Here is a 22,192-nt window from a genome sequence, read left to right as displayed (position 1 = left end):
AAATAATAAAATTAGTCAATGAATGTAGTGTTTTTGTAAAAAAATGTAAATTTAATATATATGTTTACAAAACCACCTCTTTCTGATAGACTTATTCAAGGAAATTTTAGAACTAGGAGGACAACTATGAGAAAATTCACATCAATGTTAATCGTAACGATGGTTGCTATGATCGCTTTAGTAGCATGTAGTAGTGACAAGGGGGAATCAGGTTCGACAACTGGAACTGATAATGTAAACTTCAAAGTAGGAATGATGATCGACTCAGGAACAATTGATGATAAATCATTTAACCAAGGAACTTGGGAAGGAATTTTAGCTTATACAAAAGATCATAAAGGAGTTAAAGGGCAACACGTTCAGCCAAATGGTGAAACGACAGCTGATTATTTAAGTGCTGCAGATAACTTAATGATGGCTGGAAATAATGTAATTATTGCTCCAGGATTTAAGTTTGAAGAAGCCATCACTGAACTTCAAACAGCGAATCCAGAAGTTTCATTTGTGATTTTAGATGGAGAACCAGCGACAATGGCTGAGAATACAACAGCTATTTATTTCGCAGAACATGAAGCTGGATTCTTAGCAGGTGTGGCTGCAGCATTACAATCACAAACAGGAAAAGTTGGATTTATTGGTGGTATGAAAATTCCAGCTGTTGAACGTTTTGGATGGGGTTACTTAGCAGGTGTCGCTTATGCAAACGAGGCTTATGCAACAAATGTAGAAGTAGTTGACTATCAATATCAAGGAACATTCAATGATGTTCAAGGTGGTCAAATGATGGCTGGTGGAATGTATGATAAAGGAATTGATATCATCTTCTCGGCAGCAGCAGCAGTTGGAAATGGAGTTATCAATGAAGCGAAGGCACGTACTGAAGCTGGAGAAAAAGTTTACGTCATCGGAGTTGATGTGGATCAATACGATGAAGGATTAATGAATGATGGAAGTTCTGTTGTTTTAACATCTGCTATTAAACGTATTGACGTTGCCGTTTATGATGCATTAAAAGCTTACGGTGAAGGAAACTTCCCAGGTGGACAAATTATTACAATGGATGCAAAAACTAACGGAGTTGGGTTACCAGAAACTAACCCTAACTTAACAACAGATACACAAGCGAAAGTTGATGATACTTTAGCTCAAATTCAATCAGGTGCATTAGTTGTCCCAGTAACAGGCGAAGAATTAGATACATTCTTAGCTGAAGTTGGATACCAAGCAAATACAATCAACTATAAATAATAATCAAAACTAACTATCATATGATAGTTAGTTTTTTTGTTGTATAAATGAAAACCACCTGCTATGCAGGTGGTTCTAAAAAGCTTTTAGCGTGGTAATAAGATAATAACTGGAGGAAAAAACATCTAATATTAAGAGAAGCTATTCATAGGATAACGAGTAATAGTAAAAAAAGAGTTCATTTTATTTTGAGAGTAAAGATAAAGGTTAGATGATTATTTATGTGGAGATGAAAAAAAGTAGGTTTTAAAGAGACAAAGAAGATGTAAATGATAAGCGTGGGTGTAAATAGGTAGTTGAAAAGATGAAATTAAGAGAGGAGACTAGAAATCCTTTGAGGATTAAGGGAGAATGTGGTGCAGAAGTTAAGAAATTCAGAAGGCCTTTCAAGCCTAGGCCGGTAAAATAGGCTTTTAGCCGCAGAGAAAACCACCAGTTCTACTGGTGTTTTTTTTTTAATTGGAGTTTGTTAATAACTATCATTAAGATAGGTTTGTATGTTTATGAGAATAGCCATGAGGTTAGTTATTTAAATTTGATTTTTTCGCGAAAAAAGATGGAACGTGAATTTTAGAAAAGTTGAATTTCAAAAGTGATTGGAGAAATGTTATCTGATGAGTAGGGCCCATTATTATCAAACATCCTATGATTTATATTTTGTGAGTAAGAATTAACAAGTATTTCTAATTTAAAAGGACAATTGGTTGGCTTGATATTAAATAGATCAAGCATTCATTAGTCATAAAAATTCAATAACTATTCTAGTGAAGAGAGGGGATTAAAAGATTTTAGTGAGGCATAGTTATTGAATGAGTTGTGATAAGAGGGAGAATTTCTTTAAAATTAATCGAAAATAATCTAATCTTTAAGAAAATCTATGTTCTAAAATTATTAGATTTAATAGAACATAGATTTTTAATCCATGGATTGTACAAAATCTAGCGATAATTCTTATTCATAGAAATAAAAGGAACGTTGTATGAAATCTTTTGACAAGAGAACTATGATCGGGATTAGATTTCAATACAAAAAAGAGTCGTCTTAGTGTTAAAGACGACTCTTTATAATTAATAATTAAAAGTTAATTTTTGCTCCTTGGTATCCCATCTCACTTAAGAAAGATTGTATATCAGCCTCGGTTGAAGGAATAACTAAGTTTCCAGCTTTAATGTTTGCTAATAATTCATTGACTGTTTCTTGTGTCTCAGTTGTTAAGTTAGGGTTTGTTTCTGGTAAACCAACTCCATCAACTTCAGCAGTCATTGTGATCACTTCTCCACCTGTGAATGTTCCGTTGATAAATTCATCAACTTTAGTGTAAGAGGCATTATCCACTCGTTTAAGTGCAGATGTTAAGATGACTGATTCATTAGTTTCTTGGTTGTAGATTCCATCTTCATATTGATCCACATCGACACCGATGACGTAAACTTTGTCTCCAGCTTCAGCACGTGTTTTTGCTTCTGTAATAACACCACTACCTACACGTCCAGCAGCTGTGAAGATGATATCGATTCCTTTGTCATACATACTACCTGCTTGTGCCTGTCCACCAGCAACATCTGTAAATGTTCCATTATATAAGTAGTCTACCACTTCAGCATTTGTTCCGAAGTGTTTATTAGCATAGGCTACACCAGCAACATAACCATATCCGAATTTTTCAATAGATTCACTTTTCATTCCACCGATGAATCCAACTTTACCAGTTTTTGTTTCTAAGGCTGCTGTAATTCCTGCTAAGAATCCGGCTTCATGCTCAGCGAAATAAATAGCAATTGTATTTTCAGCCACCTCTTCTGGTTGTCCATCAATCATTACAAATTTAATGTCTGGGTATTGTTCTTGTAATTTTGTAATGGCTTCGTCAAATTTGAATCCTGGGGCAATGATCATTTGATTTCCAGCTGTAATTAAGTCATCAGCTGCTTGCATATAATCAGCTGTTGTTTCTCCAATTGGTTTAATGTATTGAGCTACGATTGTCCCGTTTTCTGATTCGTAACGTTTGATTCCTTCCCAAGTTGCTTGGTTGAATGATTTATCATCAATTGTTCCTGAATCCGTCATCATCCCAATTTTAATGTTGTCTCCTGCTGATTCAGTTGTTCCTCCACACGCTACTAAGCCTAAACTTGCAGCGATCGCAATAGTTAACATTGAAAATTTATTTTTCATCGTTGTATGGCCTCCTCATTTGTGATGAATTTTCATTCTAACAAAATAATTTTAGCTTGTAAATTATTTTTTTTTTATTTTTTCAAAAAACTCAGTTTTTGTCGAATTTATTACAAAAATAGGTTTTAATGGTATTTTTATGGTTTTTAATTCGTTGATTTAATTCGTTGAAAGTACTAGATAACTAAGAATAAAAATCTAATTCTGATTTATCGTGTCCTAACGATTTCACTGATTCTAAAGCAGAAATTTTATGAATAGATCACAGTTTTTATTTAATGGAATCATCTTTTAAGCTATAACTTGTCAAATAATTAAAGCATGATGACCCAAATATTTTAGGGGAAAAAGTGATTGAATAAGCAGGAGGAATAAAAACATTTCTTGGACACTTATCTTTCCTGAAAAAAATGAGTGGATTGTCATAATGGAGTGTAAATGAAAATGGGGGATTACATTAAATGATTAAATATTCATTGGAAGGTGTTATTGCCTCAATCTGACTTACGATGCTAAGGGGAGGATCTCAAACTATTTGAACAACAGAGGGGCTTTCATCAAAAGAAATAAACAAACGTTTAAAAGTCTTAAATGACTTCTTAGGTGCTATTTCTTCCGGATAAAAAAAGTTGTCGAAAAAATAGCTATATTAGACCATCTTGTTGATGATGAATTGTTTGATATCAATGGTTATTGAATATCGTTTTTAAAGAGTCTATCTCTTTTAAGTAGAAAAAGAGTTGATAACAACAGTTTTGTTTAGTAGAGCTCAAAAAATCAATGTAGACACTTAAAAAATGCTATTCAAAAAGTAGTTCTAGTAAGAACTTATCATGTAAATCAAGTTCAAATAAATTGAGCTTTTTCTGACTATATTTAGGTGAAACACGAATGAAAAATATAAAAGTGTAGGAATGCTTGAATTTGAGTTTTTTAATCGACAAAAGTTGAAGATCAATTGAGTTGCAAATCAAAGGGAGTGATAGGACGAAACTACGATGGCGATTTTATATGAATGACGGTCAATCAAAGGAGATTAGGTCAGCGTTAAAATTATAGTTTAGTTACTATAAGGTATAAAATGTAATTTAATACAGAAAAAAGTAATAAATGAGGAAAAAAATATGAAAAAAAGTAAAAAAATGACGAATAAAGATTTACATAATTTATGAAATTTGTTACACTATTGCTGTATTGATTATGAGGAGGCCATATAAATATGAAAAAGAAATTTTCAATGTTAACGATTGCCTTAGCTGCAAGTTTAGGATTAGTAGCTTGTGGAACAGGTGAGGGTGACAAAGGAACAACAACAAACGGAGAAGCCAAAATTAAAGTCGGAATGATGACAGATTCAGGAACAATTGATGATAAGTCATTTAACCAAGGAACTTGGGAAGGGATTAAACGTTACGAATCAGAAAATGGAACGATTGAAGCGCAATATATTAAGCCAGGTGGAGAAGCAACTCAAGATTACTTAGAGGCTGCTGATAATTTATTAGCTAAAGGAAATGAGTTAATTATTGCTCCAGGATTCAAATTTGAAGAAGCGATTGGAAAATTACAAGCTGAAAATCCAGAAACAAAATTTGTGATTCTTGATGGAGAACCTGAAGGTGGAGTAGCAGAAAACTCAGTGGGGATTTATTTTGCTGAGCAAGAAGCTGGATTCTTAGCAGGAATTGCAGCTGCGTTAGAAACAAAAACTGGTAAAGTTGGATTCATTGGTGGAATGATTATTCCAGCCGTACAAAAATTCGGATACGGATTTGTAACTGGGGTTGCGTATGCTAATGCAAATTTAGGAACAAATGTAGAAGTGGCAGACTACTTATACAATGGAACATTCAGTGATGTTTCAGGTGGACAAGCTCAAGCTGGTGGAATGTATGATAAAGGAATCGATATCATCTTCGTAGCAGCAGGTGGAGTTGGAAACGGTGTTATTGCAGAAGGTAAAGTACGTGCTGAAGCTGGAGATGATGTTTACGTCATTGGTGTAGACGTTGACCAATATGAAGATGGAATCATTTCTGATGGAAGTTCAGTTATTTTAACATCAGCGATTAAACGTATTGATAATGCAGCATATGATAAAATTGATGAATTAGTAAATGGAACATTTACTGGTGGGCAAGTAATCACAATGGATGCTAAAAATGATGGAGTAGGATTACCAGCTGAAAATCCAAACTTATCTGAAGCGACACAACAAGCAGCTGATGAAGTATTCGAATTAATTAAAAATGGAACAATTGTAGTTCCAACTGAATTAGATGAAGTGACAGCAATGTTAGAAGACTTAGGATTTGATGCAAGTCATCTTAATTTATCAGGAAACTAATCATTGATTAAAGAGGATAAAAGTACGCGGACTCATGTTCGTGTACTTTTTTTTATGAAAAAGTAATGATTTTTGAAAGAATATTCAAAAATTACATAACTTTTTACAAATTTCGATATTTTTTGTTGATTATGGAGCTCAGAATATCCTATAATAGATAGGAATAGGCACTAGTTTGAAAAGTCGTCTATAGTTCTAAAAATTATTAAACTCTAACAGCAAAACGATTCGAAAATCCCGAAATTAAATGAAGAATCAAAAAGGTACAGAGGACATTACACTAATTGTAGAAAGGGGTAACGCTATGGAATACGTTATTGAGATGCTCAATATTACAAAAGAGTTTCCAGGGATTAAAGCCAACGATAATATTACGTTGCAAGTCGAGCCAGGAGAAATTCATGCCCTTTTAGGAGAAAATGGTGCTGGAAAGTCGACGTTAATGAGTGTATTATTCGGGCTTTATAAACCAGATGGTGGATGCATCAAGGTTCGCAGGAAAGAAGTGAAAATTACCGATCCGAACGTTGCAACGGAACTTGGAATTGGGATGGTGCACCAACACTTTAAATTAGTTCACAACTTTACTGTTACTGAAAATATCATTTTAGGAAGTGAACCCAAACTATTTGGAGGTCGCGTTGATATTAAAAAGGCCGCAAAACGCGTCGCTGAATTATCAGATCGTTACAACCTGCACGTTGATCCATATGCGAAAATTGAGGATATCTCAGTTGGGATGCAGCAACGTGTTGAAATCTTAAAAATGTTATATCGTGATGCTGAAATTTTAATTTTCGATGAGCCAACAGCTGTTTTAACACCTCAAGAAATTGAGCATTTAATGCAAATCATGAAGCGATTAACAGCTGAAGGAAAATCAATCATTATTATCACCCATAAATTAAAAGAAATTAAAGCTGTTGCTAAACATTGTACGATTATCCGTAAAGGTAAGGGAATTGGAACGGTTGTCGTTGATGAAGTATCAGAACAAGATTTAGCTGATTTAATGGTTGGACGTAAAGTTACATTTAAATTAGACAAAGAAGAAGCTAAAGTAGGGGCTCCAATTCTTGAAGTTGAAAATTTATGTGTGAAAAATGCTCGCGGTGTTGAGGCGCTTAAGAATTTATCATTAACATTGCGTGAAGGTGAAATCTTAGGGGTTGCTGGAATTGAAGGAAATGGGCAAACCGAATTAATTGAAGCTATTACAGGATTAAAACCAGCAGATAGCGGAGTAGTTAAATTAAATGGTAAAGATATTAGTAAAATGTCAGTTCGTCAGCGTACAGAAGCAGGAATCGGTCATATTCCTGAAGATCGTCATAAACATGGATTAGTCTTAGAGTATTCATTAGAAGATAACTTCATTTTACAAACATACTATCAACAACCATTCAGTAAAGGTGGAGTTTTAAACCGTAAGGCGATTCGTGAGCAATCAGAAACATTAATCGAACGTTTTGATGTTCGCAGTGGTCAAGGAAGTATCACTACAACACGTAGTATGTCTGGTGGTAATCAACAAAAGGCGATTATCGGTCGTGAAGTTGTTCGTTCACCAAAATTATTAATTGCTGCTCAACCAACACGTGGACTTGATGTTGGTGCGATTGAATATGTTCATCGTGAATTAATTGCAGAACGCGATAAAGGTCGTGGAGTCTTATTAATTTCCTTAGAATTAGATGAGATTTTAAATGTTTCAGACCGTATTGCTGTTATTTATGAAGGAGAGATTGTTGGAATCCTTGAAACAGCTAAAACGAATGAACAAGAAATTGGATTGTTAATGGCTGGTGCCGGTCGCGAAAGAGGTGAGCAGTAATGAAGAAATTTAAGTTTAATTTATCAGATGATGCTGTTCAAAAGAAATTATCACCTTTTGCTTCAGTAGTTCTTGGATTTATGGTTGGATTTGTTGTTTTATTCCTATTAGGATATAATCCAGTTGAAGGATTCACTTATTTATTCCAAGGTGGATTTAAAGGGATTTTATCAGGAAACTTTAAACAATTTGGTAATGGGTTATTACAAATGACACCATTGGTTTTAACAGGTCTTTCTGTAGCATTTGCCTTTAGAACAGGCTTATTTAATATCGGGGTCACAGGTCAAATGTTAGTCGGTGGATTTATGGCGGTCTATTTAGGGGCAACTCTTGATTTACCACGTTTTATTCACTTACCGGTCGCGGTGATTGGTGCGATGATTGCTGGTGGGGTTTGGGCGATTGTTCCAGGTCTTTTAAAAGCAAAGTTTAAAATTCATGAGGTTGTTACTTCAATCATGATGAACTATATTGCGCTTTGGGGTGTACAATACGCGGTTAAAGTATTAATTCCTGGTAAGTATTCAACTGAGTCAGCGACTATTTTAGAAACGGCGTCATTAAAAACAGAATGGATGACTTCATTCTTTAGTGGGTCAGCGGTTAACTTAGGGTTAATCCTTGCCATTATTGCATGTTTTATTGTTTGGTTTATTTTAGAGAAAACAACATTTGGTTATGAGCTAAAAGCCGTTGGATATAATCAAGATGCCGCTCAATATGCAGGGATGAAAGTAACACGTAATATTATTCTTTCAATGATTATTGCCGGTGTATTAGCAGGTCTTGCAGGAGCAACATTCTATGTAGGATATACAAACCATATTAAGGTTGGGGTTTTACCAGCACAAGGTTTTGATGGAATTGCCGTTGCATTACTTGGTTTAAATACACCAATCGGAGTGTTCTTATCAGCAGCGTTATTTGGATTTATGAAGGTTGGGGGAGCATTCATGCAAGCTATGTCAAATATCCCAAGTGAATTAATTGATATTATTATTTCAACAATTATTTACTTCTCAGCAATTGCTTTATTAATCCAAAGCTTCTTTAAAAAAGTAGCTCCTAAGAAAAAAGATGGAGGTGCGAAATAATGTGGGATTTTATTGTTTCAATGATGCCTTATGCCTTAGCCTTCACAGCACCTATGTTAGTGACGGCATTAGGTGGTTTATTTAGTGAGCGTAGTGGGGTTGTCAACATTGGTCTTGAAGGATTAATGATTGTCGGAAGCTTTACAACAGCCTTATTTATTAATCAATTTTATGCTGGAAATGATTCGATTATTTGGATCGGAATTTTATTAGGAGGAGTGGCCGGTTGTGCCTTCTCATTACTTCATGCCTATGCAAGTATTAATTTAAAGGCCGATCAAGTTATTTCAGGGACAGCCATTAACTTATTAGCACCTGCTGTAACGATCTTCTTAGCTCGTACGTTAACAGGATCACAAAATATTAGTATCGTTAAAGGTGTTTCTCGCTTTGATGCGCCAGTTTTATCTAATATTCCTGTCATTGGGCCATTATTCTTTAGTAAAATGTATTTAACAACATTCATCGTTTTAGGATTAGTTATCTTAACATGGTATATTGTTTTTAAAACATCATTTGGTTTACGTTTACGTGCTTGTGGGGAGCATCCTCAAGCAGCCGATTCAATGGGAATCAATGTTTATAAAATGCGTTACATTGGTGTATTAGCTTCAGGATTCTTAGCCGGTCTTGGAGGAGCAATTATTATTGTTACGACATCGAATGAGTTTAATGGATCAGTAGCCGGTCTTGGATTCTTAGCATTAGCCGCTTTAATCTTCGGTAAATGGAATCCATGGTCAGTTTTATTTGCTTCATTCTTCTTCGGATTTATGAAGACATTAGGACAATTAGCTTTAATTAACGATACATTAAAATCACTTGAAATTCCAATGGAATTCTATAATGCGTTACCATATGTGATGACACTTGTTGCCTTAATGATCTTTAGTCGCAACATTGTTGGACCAAAAGCAGCGGGTGAGCCATACGATAAAGGAAAACGTTAAAAAAAAGACAGTTTAAACTGTCTTTTTTTTGATTAAAAGTGGTCGAAAATCGTCAAGCATTGCTTATCCAGTCGTTTTTGCTTATAATAAAGAATAGAACATCATGTCCATGCACGATACTATAGTAAACTTGCTTGAAAATGATGCCGTCTGTTAGACGATAAAGATATATATATAAGAATATTGGAGGTTCAATAAATGAGTTTAAATAAAGGAAAAAAAGTCATCGTTGGGATGTCAGGTGGTGTGGACTCTTCAGTGGCTGCTTACTTATTAAAAGAACAAGGCTACGATGTAGAGGGTGTGTTCATGCGAAATTGGGATAGCGCTGCTAACTCGGATATTTTAGGAAATCCAACGGTTAATGATGATGTTTGTCCACAAGAAGTGGATTATATGGATGCCAAAGCTGTTGCTGATCAATTAGGAATCAAACTTCATCGTGTGGATTTTGTTCAAGAATATTGGGATCGTGTGTTTATGTATTTCTTAGATGAATATAAAGCAGGACGTACACCAAATCCAGATATTATGTGTAATAAAGAAGTTAAATTTAAAGCCTTCTTAGATTATGCCATGAATTTAGGGTGTGACTACATTGCCATGGGGCATTATGCACGTGTTGAACATGGTGAAGAAGTGAAAATGTTACGTGGGGTAGATAATAATAAGGATCAAACTTATTTCTTAAGTCAGTTGACACAAGCCCAATTGAGTAAAACATTATTCCCGGTTGGTGAATTACAAAAATCAGAAGTTCGTGAAATTGCAGAGAAGATGGAATTAGCAACTGCGAAAAAGAAAGATTCAACAGGGGTTTGCTTCATTGGAGAGCGTAACTTTACGCAATTCTTACAAAACTACTTACCAGCACAACCAGGAAAAATGCAAACGTTAGATGGTGAAGTCATGGGTGAGCATATCGGATTAATGTATTATACGATTGGTCAACGTAAAGGTCTTGGAATTGGTGGAAAAGGTGATGCATGGTTCGTGATTGGGAAAAACTTAAAAGAAAACATTTTATATGTTGGTCAAGGGTTTGATCACGAGTATGTGTATGCTGATGAAGCGCATGTATCAAATGTAAACTGGATTCCAAGTGAGAAATTTACTGGAACATTTACTTGTACAGCGAAATTCCGTTACCGACAACCAGATGTTAATGTTGAATTAGAGTGGATGGATGATGAGACATTAAAGGTTCGTATGTCAGATCCAGTTCGCGCGGTTACACCAGGGCAAGCAGCTGTCTTTTATTTAGGTGACGTTTGCTTAGGTGGCGGACGTATCGAAGCAGCCTTTAAAGATGGAGAACGTCGCATGTATTAAGAGAGGATGAATTTAATGGGAGAAGCCAACTATATTCAAGGGATATTTTTAGATTCTATATTTTTTAATGAGGACAATGGCTTCTCTATTGGAACTGTTTTAGTGACTGAGTACCAATGCAACGAAGAACAACTAAAATTGGCATATAAATCCGTGGATGAGAAAGTGATTGATACGTTAGGGTTAAATGATAAAGAAGAACATCATAAAATTACAGTATCAGGTTATTTTCCTAAATTAGTGTCTCATAAAACGTATCGTTTTAATGGAAGTTTGACGCAACATCCAAAATACGGGTGGCAATTTCAAGCGACGTCATATGACAGTGTCACGGTTCGTGGGAAATCGTCACTTGTTCATTATTTGAGTAGCGATATCTTTGAGGGAATTGGACAAAAAACAGCTGAAAAGATTGTAGAGACATTAGGAGAAAATGCGATTGATGTCATTTTAAGAAATCGTCAAGCGTTAGATGAGGTGCCGAAACTTTCTAAGAAGTTAGCCGATAAATTATATGCAACGTTAGTTGATCAACAAGGGACGGAACAAATTTTAGCACCACTTTACGGTTACGATTTAAGCCCTCGATTAGTCATGAAGATTTTTAAAAAATATCAGTATCAGGCCCTTGAGATTATTCAAGAGAATCCTTATCGTTTAATTGATGATATTGAGGGAATCGGTTTTATTAAAGCTGATGAACTGGCAAAACGATTAGGGGTTGCAAGTGATGACCCAAGACGCATTCGTGCAGCTTTACTTTATGTCATCGATCAAATTGCGATTCAAAAAGGTCATACGTATGTGTATCATAAACAGCTTCTTCAAAGTGCTCTACAATATTTAAATCAAAAGTCGAATCAATTATTGGACTTAGCTCAAATTGAAGGTCAAATCCAAGCGTTAATTCAAAAGAAAAAGATCTATATTGAAGGAGATTTTCTATTTATTCCGCTTCTTGTGAATAGTGAAAAGGGCATTGCTGAATCAATCATGAGGCTTCAAACCGAAGTTCAAGCAGAAGATGAGCAAGTCTTAAATACGATTAGCGAATTAAAGGACGAAATGGCGATCACTTATTCTCCTGAGCAAGAAGAGGCTATTAAAATGGCGTTAAAACAGCCAGTTAGTATCATTACAGGTGGACCAGGAACAGGTAAAACGACCGTTGTTCAAGGGATTTTAAAAGCTTACGGCTTACTTCATCACCTTTCACTTGATCCCACTAAATATGCTACTTCTGAAAAGCCATTTCCAATTGCTTTAGCTGCCCCCACTGGGCGTGCTGCCAAACGAATGACAGAAACGACAGGACTTAAGGCCTCAACCATCCATCGTTTACTTGGTTATGGCGTAGATGGTGTTTTTCAGCATGATGAGTTTTCTCAGCTTGACTATGACTTAATTATCATTGATGAAAGTTCAATGCTTGATACCCTACTTGCTTTTCAGCTTTTTCAAAGTATCAAAACTGGCGCACAAGTTATTTTAGTTGGTGATGATAATCAGTTACCGTCGGTTGGGCCGGGACAGGTATTGAAAGATTTAATTGAAAGTGGGGCTATTCCCCTAACGAGATTATTAACCGTTCATCGTCAGGCACAAGACTCATCCATTATTTCCTTAGCTCATGCGGTGAAAAATAATCATCTTCCAGATGATTTACGAGTGAAAAAGCCTGACCGTTTATATGTTGAAGCGACACACCAACAGATTCCTGTTTATTTAAAGCAAATTGTTGAAAATGCCATTTCCAAAGGGTATACGGCTAATGAGGTTCAGATTCTAGTTCCGATGTATCGAGGTGATTGTGGGATTGATAGTTTAAATGTCATGTTACAAGAAATTTTCAATCCACCTGATGAACAAAATAAGCGTGAGATGACGTTTGGTCAATGTATTTTTCGAATTGGTGATAAAGTCTTACAGTTAGCCAATCAACCAGAAACGGGAGTGATGAATGGTGATGTAGGAGAAGTCATTGGGATTTCTTATAAAAATGAAAATGATGATAAAGAAGAAAAGCTGATTGCTTGTTTTGATACGAAAGAAGTGACCTATAAAAAAGGTGATCTTCAAAACTTAACACACGCTTACTGTGTCTCAGTTCATAAATCACAAGGATCAGAATATCCCATTGTAATTTTACCAATGACGCATGCTTATCATGTCATGCTTCAAAAAAAGCTCATTTATACAGCAATTACGCGTGCTAAAAGATCATTGATTGTCATTGGTGAATATTTAGCCTTTGATAAAGGAGTTAAAAATGAAGGTGAAGAACGTCAAACGACATTAAGACTTCGTTTTGATCTTCAGAAGGAACAAGTGCCAAAAGAAAATCCATTTGCTGATTACTTTAAAGAGCACCATATTCCATTTGATTATTTGGATGAAGAACAATTGGAAGGGATAACGCCATACGACTTTATGGAGGAATAGTTATTTGCTAATTTTGTCGGAATTCGGACATAAAAAAAGTGAAATCACCCAAACTAAGACTATCATGTTGAAGTGAGGTGAACTACATGAAGAAGATGGTATTATTCTTATTCTTTGCTGTTACGTTAGTGGCAACATTTATGTATTATGATGATCCACGCTATTATCGAAGACAATTTCAGCGACAAATGAGAAAATGTCGCCGACAAATGGATTGTTGGCAAGATTCCATTCATGATATGATGCCATTTTAAGAAAAAACTCTCTCCTGGTGGGAGAGTTTTTCTTCATTTTAGTCAGATTTCACGTAATTATTTGGTGAAATCCCAAAAAAAGCTTGAAACCCTGAGATAAAATCGATAAAATAGAGTCGAATAACAAAATGTTGATAGAAGAAAGTAGAGATTTGCAGTTTCACAGAGAGGGATTTCTAGGCTGAGATAAATCCTAACGAAAAATACTCGAAAGCTACTTCTGGAGTGTAGGTAAAACCTATCGGTTGGCGCCGTTATTGCCTTCGAGTGTTATTTTTTCAAACGAAAAAATAAAATTAAGGTGGTACCGCGTTCAAATCGTCCTTATTTCGTAAGGGCTTTTTTTATACTCATTTTTCAAAAGAGGTGACAAAATATGAAATACATGACAGGTTCAGAAATTCGATCAATGTATTTAAATTTCTTTAAATCAAAAGGACATATGATCGAACCAGGTGCACCATTAGTACCAGTAAACGATCCAACGTTATTATGGATTAACAGTGGGGTTGCTGCTTTAAAGAAATATTTTGATGGGCGTGAAATTCCAAACAATCCACGTATTACAAATGCTCAAAAATCAATTCGTACGAATGACATTGAAAATGTAGGAAAGACGGCTCGTCACCATACGTTCTTCGAAATGTTAGGAAACTTCTCAATCGGAGATTACTTCCGTGAAGAAGCTGTTACTTGGGGTTGGGAATTATTAACATCACCAGAATGGTTTGGATTCGATAAAGATTTATTATACGTAACGATTTATCCAAACGACCAAGAAACATACGATTTATGGATTAAATTAGGGGTTAAACCTGATCACATTGTTAAATTAGAATATAACTTCTGGGAAATTGGAGAAGGACCATGTGGACCAAACACGGAAATCTTCTTTGATCGTGGAACAAAATACGACCCAGAAAATATCGGAATTCGTTTATTAGAAGAAGATATTGAAAATGATCGTTATATCGAAATTTGGAACATCGTATTCTCTCAATTTAACTCTAAAGAAGGATTAGAACGTAGTGAATATCCATTACTTCCAAATCAAAACATAGATACTGGGATGGGTCTAGAGCGTATGGCTTGTGTCCTACAAGGAGTAGAAACAAACTTCGATACAGACTTATTCATGCCAATTATTAAAAAGACTGAAGAAATTTCTGGAGTGAAGTATACAGAAGAAACAGGAGTTGCCTTCAAAGTCATCGCTGACCACGTACGTACTGTTACATTTGCTGTTGCAGATGGAGCTTTATTATCAAATGAAGGTCGTGGATACGTCTTACGTCGTTTATTACGTCGTGCCGTTCGTTACGGTAAAAACTTAGGAATTGACCGTGCATTTATGTATGAATTAGTTCCAGTTGTAGCAGACATCATGAAAGATTATTATCCATACGTTTGCGATAAAGTTGAATTAGTTCAAAAAGTTATCAAGTCAGAAGAAGATCGTTTCCGTCAAACATTAGCTGATGGTGAAAAAATCTTAACTGAATTAATGACTAAGAGTGAAACAAAAACAATCAATGGTAAAGATGCCTTCATGTTATACGATACCTATGGATTCCCATATGAGTTAACATTAGAATATGCTGAAGAATCAGGATTTACAGTGGATAAAGCTGGATTTGATGCGGAAATGGAAGCTCAACGTGAACGTGCTCGTAATGCTCGTGAAGATGTCGCAAGTATGCAATCACAAAATGAAGCATTAATGAACTTCAAGGAAGAATCAACATTTGTTGGTTACACGCAATTGTCAACAGCAGGAAAAGTCATCTTATTATTAAAAGATGGTGAAGTGGTTGATTCATTAACGGGTCAAGGACAAGTTATCTTAGATATCACACCATTCTACACTGAAAGTGGAGGACAAGTGGCTGATACAGGATTAATGACAACAACAAACGCAACGGTAGAAGTTTTAGATGTGATTAAAGCTCCTAATGGTCAACATTTACATACAGTTAATGTTAATGGAACATTATCGTTAAATGATGCAGTAACGTCACAAGTGACTGTCGATGCACGTTTAGCTTTAACGAAAAACCATACAGCGACTCACCTTTTACATCAAGCATTAAAAGATGTGATTGGAGAGCATGCGAACCAAGCAGGATCATTAGTATCAGCTGACCGTTTACGTTTTGACTTTACAAATATGCAAGGATTAACGCCTGAAGAGTTACAACGCATTGAAACCATTGTCAATGAAAAAATCTGGGCATCACTTCCTGTTGAAGTGTTCGAAAAATCAATCGAAGAAGCAAAAACAATGGGAGCTATGGCATTATTCAGTGAAAAATACGGAGATACAGTTCGCGTAGTTAAAGCTGGAGAATACAGCATTGAGTTATGTGGGGGATGCCATGTGTTAAATACTTCAGAAATCGGATTATTCAAAATTATTTCTGAATCAGGAATCGGAGCTGGAACACGTCGTATTGAAGCTGTCACAGGTCAAGCAGCCTTTGAATATATGAATACATTCATTAACCGATTTGCAGCTGTTGCTGAAACATTAAAAACAAAACCAGCCTTACTTGAAGAACGTGTAGAGGGTGTGTTAGACGAATTAAAAGAAGCACATCGCGAAAATGAATCATTAAAATCTAAATTATCGCATTTAAAAATGAAGGAAATTGTCAATAATACACATGAAGTGAATGGATTCACTGTCTTAACAGCTAGCTTAGTTGATGTGGATATGAATCATTTACGTCAAATGATTGATGAATTCAAACAACAATTAACGTCAGCAGTTATCGTTTTAGCGAGTGCAGTAGACGGTAAAGTAGCCATCTCTTGTGGTGTAACAAATGATTACGTGAAACAAGGGGTACATGCTGGTAAGATTGTTAAAGAAGTTGCAAGTATTTGTGGCGGAGGCGGAGGCGGACGTCCAGATATGGCCCAAGCCGGAGCAAAAGACGCTAGCAAAATTAATGAAGCTCTTCAAAATGTTGATGAATGGTTAAAAAATAATTTATAATTCTTTTCATCCCTTTAACAATATTGTAAAATAAAGTTAATGACTATTTATGGGTGGTGAATTGCATGATCTCAAATCATACTATGATGCTAGACGAGGCCCTACAAGATAAATTAAATCAAAATGAAACAGTTGAATTAATTTTAACGGATGTCTTCGAAGCATTAGAAACAAAAGGATATAACCCAATTAATCAAGTCGTTGGATACTTGATTTCAGGAGACCCAGCATATATTTCAAGCTATCAAGGGGCACGCAATAAAATCCAACAAATTGAACGTGATGAAATTATTGAAGTTTTATTAGAAAAGTTTATTGAGTCGAAAAAATGAAAACACTCGGATTAGATTTAGGAACACGTACATTAGGTATCGCAATCAGTGATGCATTAGGAATGATGGCTCATGGAGTCGAAACGTTCCGTTTTGAAGAGAATCATTATAAAAAAGCAATTCAACACGTTCAACAACTAGTCAAAACACAGCACGTTTCAAAAATTGTTTTAGGATTGCCAAAAAACATGAATGGATCAATTGGAGAACGCGGTCAAGTGACGCAAGATTTCGCTAAGAAATTAGAAGAAGCGACAAATGTTAAGGTCATTCTGTGGGATGAACGTTTAACCACGATGCAAGTGGAACGCGTTTTAATCCAAGCAGATGTCAGCCGTAATAAGCGCAAAAAAGTCGTTGATAAAATGGCAGCAACGATTATTTTACAAAGCTATTTAGATTCAAGCCAAGCACGTTCATTCGTGTAAACTAAAGTAAGAGGTGTTAACTATGTTAGATGAAAATCAATTAACAGTAATCGATGAAAATGGAAATGAATTATTATGTGAAATTTTATTCACATTTGATTCAGATGATTATAATAAATCATATGTTGTTTATTATCCAGCAGGTGCTGAACATGAAGACGAAGATGGAAATGTTGATTTACACGTTTCTGCTTACGTTCCAAGCAACAACAATGAAGGTGGAGAATTACTTCCAGTTGAAACAGATGCTGAATGGGATATGATCGAAGAAGTGATTAACACATTCTTAGCAGATGAAGAAGCTGAAGGTGAAGAATAATTCATAAACAACAGTGCAAGAGCGGACCTACGGGTTCGTTTTTGCACTGTTTATTTTAGAGGTGAAGATAGATGAGGAAAATTGCACGTCTTATCATGGGACTAATCCTACTTATCGTAATAGCAGTAGGAGGGTATGGATATTATTTATATGATTCAACCTTAAAACCCGTTGATTCACAGGATGAAACGGTAATGAATTATAAAATTGAACCTGGAACAACGACTAAGAGAGTGAATCAACAATTAGCTGAACTTGGTTTAATTAAACATCCTAAAATGGCAGATTTAATTGTCCGCCTAAACGATTGGTCTCATATTCAAGCCGGAGAATATGCCTTATCCCCATCGTTAACATTAGAAGAAATGTATCAAAAGTTTGAAGCGGGAGATGTCACGGAACCTGATATGGTTAAAGTGACAATCCCAGAAGGTTATGATTTAGAATACATTGCAGCCGTGATGTCACCCTTAGTAGGATTGACAGCTGAGGATTTATTAATGGAATGGAAAAATCCTAATTATGTAAGAACTTTAATTGATGAGTATTGGTTTTTAACGGAGGATGTTTTACAGGAAGGCATTAAATATCCACTAGAAGGATATATTTACCCGATTACCTATGCCTTTGTTGATGATATTTATACGGTAGATGAATTAACGCATGAGTTATTAAATCTTACTGAGCGTAAGTTAAATCCAGTGCGTGATTTATTTGAGAAAAGTTCATTAAGTATTCATCAAGTCATGGCATTAGCGTCTGTTGTGGAAGGAGAGACTCAACGTACAGAAGAAATGCCAACTGTCGCTGGGGTTTTCTTTAATCGTATCAATTCAGGCATGTATTTACAAAGTGATATGACCGTATTATATGCATTAGGTGATCATTCTGTTCGTGTAACAGAAGCAATGACACGTGTTGATTCTCCATATAATACCTACGTGACGCAAGGAATTCCAATTGGGCCTGTAAGTAGTCCAACACTCGATGCGATTCAGGCAGTTTTACAGCCCGAAGAGCATAAATATCTTTACTTTATTGCTGATATGTTTAACTGTGTCGATGGAAAAACACATTTCTTTGAAACATATGAGGAACATATGGCGTTCTATCGTGCGAACTTGCTTCCATCTTATGAAGCAGGAGCGAGCGTTTGTAAGTAACAATAAGGTGGTAAACAAATGAATGAACAATTATTAGAGTTAATGGGTCGTTTTAAAACGATTATTCATGATGATCTCTCATTAGAAATGAAACAATATGCACAAGAATTTGATGTGCCTATTATTCAAGATCAAGGACTTGAGTTAATGCTTCAATTATTACGCATTAAACAACCGCAATCCATTTTAGAAATCGGAACAGCGATTGGGTATTCTTCCTTAATGATGGCCAGACATTTACCAAAGACACACATTGTTAGTATTGAACGTGATCCAAAGCGTTATAATGAAGCGATCGCTTATCACGAACGATCATCGATTAAAGAGCAGGTGACGTTACTTGAGGCCAATGCCCTTGAGATTGCCAATGAAGAGTTGCCGATTCAAAAATATGATGTCATTTTCATTGATGCAGCGAAAGCTCAATATCAAAAATTCTTTGAAAAATATGAGCCGTTATTAAAAGAAGATGGGATGATTATCAGTGATAACTTAATCTTCCATGGACATATTTTTGATAATAATCAAAAACAAAGCCGCAACTTAAAACAATTAGTTCGTAAAATTAATCGTTATAATGATTGGTTGGCTAACCATCCAAATTATGACACGTTATTACTTCCAATTGGAGATGGCGTGGCGATTAGTTTAAAGAAAAAAGTTAAATAAACAGGACACCATCGCTAAGACTTTAGCGATGGTTTTTGATTGAAAATGATCCATTTTATAAAAAATTTGAATTTTGTATAAACTAAGAGAGAAGTACTCGAACGATTATTTTTAACAATTTAGGTCAAAATAAGTGCAAATATTTTTTAAGTAGTTTATAATTTTATATTGTCATTATTATAAAGTGAGTTGATAAAATGAAAAAACCCGAATTAGTTGTTACTCCTCATGATTTACATGAGATTGAACCATTAATTGAAGCAGGTGCCGATGCCTTTATTATCGGTGAAGAAAAGTTCGGTTTACGATTAGCTGGTCATTTTAACAGAGATGAACTACGTCAAGCCGTTGAGTTAATTAAAAAACATAATAAAAAAGTATATGTAGCCATTAATGCGATTATGCCTAATGGATTACTAGACGATTTAAAAACATATATTGATGAAATTAAATCATTACCGATTGATGCCCTTCGTTTTTCTGATCCAGGAGCTTACATGATCGCAAAAGAAGTTGCACCAGACATGACTTTACATTGGAGTAGTGAGACGCTTGGAACGAACTATTTCACAGTGAATTACTGGTATGATCGTGGCGTTTTACGTACGGTATTAGCGCCAGAAATCATGAAAGAACCTGTGATTGAAACAAAAGAACAGGCGAAAGGTGAAGTGGAAATTTTAGTTCATGGTGCGATTTGTATGTTCCAATCACGTCGTAATTTAGTAGGAAACTATTTAAAATTCCAAGGACAAGTTGTTGAAAAAATCCAATCTCGTGAAGAAGGATTACTCTTATTTGATTCTGAACGTCAATTATATTACCCAGTTTTTGAAGACCAACAAGGAACACATATCTTTAATGGAAGTGATGTGTGTATGATTGATGATTTGGCAGATTTCATTGATGCAGGCGTGGATAGCCTTCGTATTGATGGAATCTTAAAATCAAGCGACTATTTAATCAATGCGACGAAAGCTTATCGTTTTGCGATTGATTTATGCATTGAGGACCGTGCAAAATATAACCAAGTTGGACGTGCCTTATATAAAAAAATGGAAGAAATTCAACCGAAGCACCGTTTGTTAGATCGTGGATTCTTCTATAAACCATCAATTTATAAAAATAAGTAGGATAGGAAGGAGTGCTGGGTCATGGCAAGAAAACCAGTATCAGCAATCGTTGATGGAAAACGCATCATCGTAAAAAAACCAGAGTTATTAGCCCCAGCAGGTTCACTTGAAAAATTAAAGATTGCGGTTATGTATGGTGCCGATGCGGTCTTTATCGGTGGACGTGAGTTTGGTTTACGCTCAAATGCACAAAACTTCTCTTTAGACGAGATTCGTGAAGGAGTAGAGTTTGCGAAAGAGTATGGTTCAAAAATTTATATTACAACAAACATTATCGCCCATAATGAAAATATGGAAGGGCTTGAAGAATATTTAACGGCCTTAGGTGAAATTGGAGTCGCTGGGATTATTGTAGCGGACCCATTAATCATTGAAACATGTAAACGTTGTGCCCCAAATGTTGAGGTGCATTTAAGTACACAACAATCGACAATGAACTATATGGCAGTTAAGTTTTGGGAACAACAAGGATTACATCGTGTTGTATTAGCTCGTGAAACAACAAAAGAAGAAATTAAAGAAATCATGGAGAAAACAGATGTTGAGATTGAGGCGTTTGTTCATGGTGCCATGTGTATTGCCTACTCAGGACGTTGTACGTTATCAAATCATATGACGGCGCGTGATTCAAATCGTGGAGGATGCTGCCAATCGTGTCGTTGGGAATATGATTTAGTGAAACAAGATCAAGATGAAACAAAAGCTTTATTTGGTGAAGATGATATTAAATTTGCGATGAGTCCAAAAGACTTAAACTTATTACAATCAGTTCCTGAAATGATTGAGTTAGGAATCGATAGTTTAAAAGTTGAGGGACGTATGAAATCGATTCATTACGTGGCAACTGTTGTTAGCACGTATCGTAAATTAATTGATTTATATTGTGAAGATCCAGATAACTTTGTCTTCAATGAAAATCTTTTAGTGGAATTATCAAAATGTGCGAACCGTGAAACAGCGCCAGCATTCTTTGAAGGAATTCCATCACATGAGGAGCAAATGTTTAATAATCGTGACGAGCATCCAACTCAAGAATTTATTGGGTTAGTCTTAGATTATAACGAGGACACACAGGAAGTGACGTTACAGCAACGTAACCATTTCCGTAAAGGTGAAGTGGTTGAATTCTTTGGACCAAAAATTGAGACTCAAATCATGACGATTGATGAATTGTTTGATGAGCGTGGACAAGAATTAGAAGTCGCTCGTCATCCGAAACAGGTTTTAAAGTTCAAAGTTCCATTTAAGTTATATCCAAATGATATGATGCGTAAGCACGTGAAATAGTAAAAAACCATAGCGAAATTTCGCTATGGTTTTTTAATGAAGTTTGAGGAAAGTGGCATGATAAAAGAGAGGCTTTTTTCTTATTGAAATGTTGTTGAATTTTGTAGAAAGATAGTGTATACTACGTATTTGGAAATCGAACCAGCTAGGCTGGAAGACGATAAAGAAGTTTGAATCCCCA

At 35.5% G+C, this 22,192-nt stretch carries 17 protein-coding genes and 1 other annotated feature; of the genes, 16 read left to right on the top strand and 1 reads right to left on the bottom strand.

Annotated elements, in window-relative coordinates; translation table 11 throughout:
• The first annotated feature begins 126 nt into the window (after positions 1-126).
• Positions 127-1,248: a BMP family lipoprotein gene (locus AT726_RS00275; protein WP_055276535.1), complete on the top strand. Its 1,122-nt coding sequence runs from the start codon at positions 127-129 to the stop codon at positions 1,246-1,248.
• A gap of 1,074 nt (positions 1,249-2,322) precedes the next feature.
• Here AT726_RS00275 and AT726_RS00270 read toward each other — a convergent pair.
• Positions 2,323-3,426, bottom strand: a complete 1,104-nt coding sequence (locus AT726_RS00270) for a BMP family lipoprotein (protein WP_068758780.1) — start codon at positions 3,424-3,426, stop codon at positions 2,323-2,325.
• Between the two features lie 1,219 nt (positions 3,427-4,645).
• On the opposite strand from AT726_RS00270, the gene AT726_RS00265 reads away from it, so the two are divergent.
• The 15 genes from AT726_RS00265 to AT726_RS00200 all read left to right on the top strand — a co-directional run bounded on the left by AT726_RS00265 (position 4,646) and on the right by AT726_RS00200 (position 22,011).
• A complete protein-coding gene (locus AT726_RS00265; RefSeq protein WP_068758779.1) occupies positions 4,646-5,773 on the top strand; it encodes a BMP family lipoprotein in 1,128 nt (375 codons plus the stop codon).
• Positions 5,774-6,077: 304 nt separating this feature from the next.
• Complete coding sequence (locus AT726_RS00260) at positions 6,078-7,607, top strand: ABC transporter ATP-binding protein (RefSeq protein ID WP_068758778.1); 1,530 nt, start codon at positions 6,078-6,080, stop codon at positions 7,605-7,607.
• On the top strand, positions 7,607-8,704 hold the full coding sequence (locus tag AT726_RS00255) for an ABC transporter permease (RefSeq protein ID WP_055304703.1): 1,098 nt from the start codon (positions 7,607-7,609) through the stop codon (positions 8,702-8,704). The genes AT726_RS00260 and AT726_RS00255 overlap by 1 nt, the downstream gene beginning before the upstream one ends.
• Entirely contained in the window at positions 8,704-9,654 is a 951-nt protein-coding gene (locus AT726_RS00250) for an ABC transporter permease (RefSeq protein ID WP_055243233.1), read from the top strand. The genes AT726_RS00255 and AT726_RS00250 overlap by 1 nt, the downstream gene beginning before the upstream one ends.
• A gap of 198 nt (positions 9,655-9,852) precedes the next feature.
• A complete protein-coding gene (mnmA, locus tag AT726_RS00245) occupies positions 9,853-10,986 on the top strand; it encodes a tRNA 2-thiouridine(34) synthase MnmA (protein WP_055276526.1) in 1,134 nt (377 codons plus the stop codon).
• Positions 10,987-11,001: 15 nt separating this feature from the next.
• Entirely contained in the window at positions 11,002-13,428 is a 2,427-nt protein-coding gene (recD2, locus tag AT726_RS00240; protein WP_068758777.1) for an SF1B family DNA helicase RecD2, read from the top strand.
• Between the two features lie 86 nt (positions 13,429-13,514).
• Positions 13,515-13,682: a hypothetical protein gene (locus AT726_RS12925; protein WP_172677822.1), complete on the top strand. Its 168-nt coding sequence runs from the start codon at positions 13,515-13,517 to the stop codon at positions 13,680-13,682.
• Between the two features lie 122 nt (positions 13,683-13,804).
• Positions 13,805-14,011 (top strand) — a binding site (T-box leader).
• Between the two features lie 47 nt (positions 14,012-14,058).
• Positions 14,059-16,680 (top strand): alanine--tRNA ligase, encoded by a 2,622-nt coding sequence (alaS, locus tag AT726_RS00235; protein WP_068758776.1) that lies wholly within the window; start codon positions 14,059-14,061, stop codon positions 16,678-16,680.
• Between the two features lie 65 nt (positions 16,681-16,745).
• Positions 16,746-17,012, top strand: a complete 267-nt coding sequence (locus AT726_RS00230; RefSeq protein ID WP_055276520.1) for an IreB family regulatory phosphoprotein — start codon at positions 16,746-16,748, stop codon at positions 17,010-17,012.
• Positions 17,009-17,440 carry a Holliday junction resolvase RuvX gene (ruvX, locus tag AT726_RS00225; protein WP_055243228.1) on the top strand — a complete coding sequence of 144 codons (432 nt, stop codon included), beginning with the start codon at positions 17,009-17,011 and terminating at the stop codon, positions 17,438-17,440. Before AT726_RS00230 ends, ruvX begins: the two co-directional genes overlap by 4 nt.
• Positions 17,441-17,462: 22 nt before the next feature.
• On the top strand, positions 17,463-17,759 hold the full coding sequence (locus tag AT726_RS00220) for a DUF1292 domain-containing protein (protein WP_055276518.1): 297 nt from the start codon (positions 17,463-17,465) through the stop codon (positions 17,757-17,759).
• A 71-nt stretch (positions 17,760-17,830) separates the two neighbouring features.
• The gene (gene mltG / locus AT726_RS00215) at positions 17,831-18,922 is read left to right on the top strand and encodes an endolytic transglycosylase MltG (protein ID WP_068758775.1); all 1,092 of its coding nucleotides are present in this window, start codon (positions 17,831-17,833) and stop codon (positions 18,920-18,922) included.
• A gap of 18 nt (positions 18,923-18,940) precedes the next feature.
• Positions 18,941-19,591 (top strand): O-methyltransferase, encoded by a 651-nt coding sequence (locus AT726_RS00210; protein ID WP_068758774.1) that lies wholly within the window; start codon positions 18,941-18,943, stop codon positions 19,589-19,591.
• 197 nt (positions 19,592-19,788) lie between these two features.
• A complete protein-coding gene (locus AT726_RS00205) occupies positions 19,789-20,724 on the top strand; it encodes a peptidase U32 family protein (protein WP_068758773.1) in 936 nt (311 codons plus the stop codon).
• A 21-nt stretch (positions 20,725-20,745) separates the two neighbouring features.
• On the top strand, positions 20,746-22,011 hold the full coding sequence (locus AT726_RS00200) for a peptidase U32 family protein (protein WP_055243223.1): 1,266 nt from the start codon (positions 20,746-20,748) through the stop codon (positions 22,009-22,011).
• The last annotated feature ends 181 nt before the right edge of the window (positions 22,012-22,192 follow it).

Source organism: Turicibacter sp. H121, from assembly GCF_001543345.1.
GTDB lineage: Bacteria > Bacillota_I > Bacilli_A > MOL361 > Turicibacteraceae > Turicibacter > Turicibacter bilis.
Note: the sequence above shows the minus strand (reverse complement) of the source record. Positions and strands in the feature narration are given on the sequence as shown.

Coding starts and splice junctions, on each gene's coding strand:
- AT726_RS00220 (WP_055276518.1), top strand. CDS start 17,463: ATGTTAGATGAAAATCAATTAACAGTAATCGATGAAAATGGAAATGAA.
- AT726_RS12925 (WP_172677822.1), top strand. CDS start 13,515: ATGAAGAAGATGGTATTATTCTTATTCTTTGCTGTTACGTTAGTGGCA.
- mltG (WP_068758775.1), top strand. CDS start 17,831: ATGAGGAAAATTGCACGTCTTATCATGGGACTAATCCTACTTATCGTA.
- mnmA (WP_055276526.1), top strand. CDS start 9,853: ATGAGTTTAAATAAAGGAAAAAAAGTCATCGTTGGGATGTCAGGTGGT.
- AT726_RS00230 (WP_055276520.1), top strand. CDS start 16,746: ATGATCTCAAATCATACTATGATGCTAGACGAGGCCCTACAAGATAAA.
- AT726_RS00275 (WP_055276535.1), top strand. CDS start 127: ATGAGAAAATTCACATCAATGTTAATCGTAACGATGGTTGCTATGATC.
- recD2 (WP_068758777.1), top strand. CDS start 11,002: ATGGGAGAAGCCAACTATATTCAAGGGATATTTTTAGATTCTATATTT.
- AT726_RS00250 (WP_055243233.1), top strand. CDS start 8,704: ATGTGGGATTTTATTGTTTCAATGATGCCTTATGCCTTAGCCTTCACA.
- AT726_RS00270 (WP_068758780.1), bottom strand. CDS start 3,426: ATGAAAAATAAATTTTCAATGTTAACTATTGCGATCGCTGCAAGTTTA.
- AT726_RS00265 (WP_068758779.1), top strand. CDS start 4,646: ATGAAAAAGAAATTTTCAATGTTAACGATTGCCTTAGCTGCAAGTTTA.
- ruvX (WP_055243228.1), top strand. CDS start 17,009: ATGAAAACACTCGGATTAGATTTAGGAACACGTACATTAGGTATCGCA.
- AT726_RS00255 (WP_055304703.1), top strand. CDS start 7,607: ATGAAGAAATTTAAGTTTAATTTATCAGATGATGCTGTTCAAAAGAAA.
- AT726_RS00205 (WP_068758773.1), top strand. CDS start 19,789: ATGAAAAAACCCGAATTAGTTGTTACTCCTCATGATTTACATGAGATT.
- AT726_RS00260 (WP_068758778.1), top strand. CDS start 6,078: ATGGAATACGTTATTGAGATGCTCAATATTACAAAAGAGTTTCCAGGG.
- alaS (WP_068758776.1), top strand. CDS start 14,059: ATGAAATACATGACAGGTTCAGAAATTCGATCAATGTATTTAAATTTC.
- AT726_RS00200 (WP_055243223.1), top strand. CDS start 20,746: ATGGCAAGAAAACCAGTATCAGCAATCGTTGATGGAAAACGCATCATC.
- AT726_RS00210 (WP_068758774.1), top strand. CDS start 18,941: ATGAATGAACAATTATTAGAGTTAATGGGTCGTTTTAAAACGATTATT.